Origin of the sequence: Paraburkholderia sp. SIMBA_053 (assembly GCF_046534895.1) — a bacterium.
Classification (GTDB): Bacteria; Pseudomonadota; Gammaproteobacteria; order Burkholderiales; family Burkholderiaceae; genus Paraburkholderia; species Paraburkholderia caledonica.
Genome location: NZ_JAWRXU010000072.1, coordinates 1 through 544 on the forward strand (window position 1 = coordinate 1; position 544 = coordinate 544).

At 63.2% G+C, this 544-nt stretch carries 2 protein-coding genes; both read right to left on the minus strand.

Annotated features, from left to right (window positions below; translation table 11 throughout):
- Positions 1 to 169: YciI family protein (locus tag SB753_RS34600; RefSeq protein ID WP_410804536.1), on the minus strand; the 169-nt coding region annotated here is incomplete at its 3' end.
- A gap of 143 nt (positions 170 to 312) precedes the next feature.
- On the minus strand, positions 313 to 544 hold a 232-nt coding region (locus SB753_RS34605), incomplete at its 5' end, for a YciI family protein (RefSeq protein ID WP_410804534.1).

A 544-nucleotide genomic window follows, 5' to 3' on the forward strand; every position in this document is an offset into this window, starting at 1 on the left:
AGCGAATGCGCCACCCTTTCGAAGTCGGCTGCAAGCCGGTGGCGTCGAGCAGCACGCCGGCCTTCGCGAGTTCTTCGTGATACGCGCCCATCGCGGCCATGAGGGACGCTTCGGGCATTTCGCCGGCTTCGCTTGCGGCGGTTGCCTTCACCAGGATCATGAATCGCATCGCGGTTACTCCTTTTGTCGTGACGTTGTAGAGAGCGTGCGGCGCCTTGGCCGCTCTTACTCACACGACGAGCAATGCACGAACGATTCGACAGCTATGATGCGTCGCTTGGGGAAAACCCCGAGTCAAAAGCCGTCGCTCGCTTACATGAAGCACGGGCCGAGCTTGCGTACCTCGACGGTGCACCATGTCGCCGCCGGGCAGGCTTGCGCAATCGCCACGGCTTCTTCGCGCGATTCGCAATTGAGCAGGTAGAAGCCGCCGATCATTTCCTTCGCTTCGGCGAACGGGCCGTCGACCAGTTTCGGCTGGCCGCCGCGCACCTGCACGCGCACGGCGTCGCTGGAGGATGTGAGCGCTTCGGCCGCCAGCAGT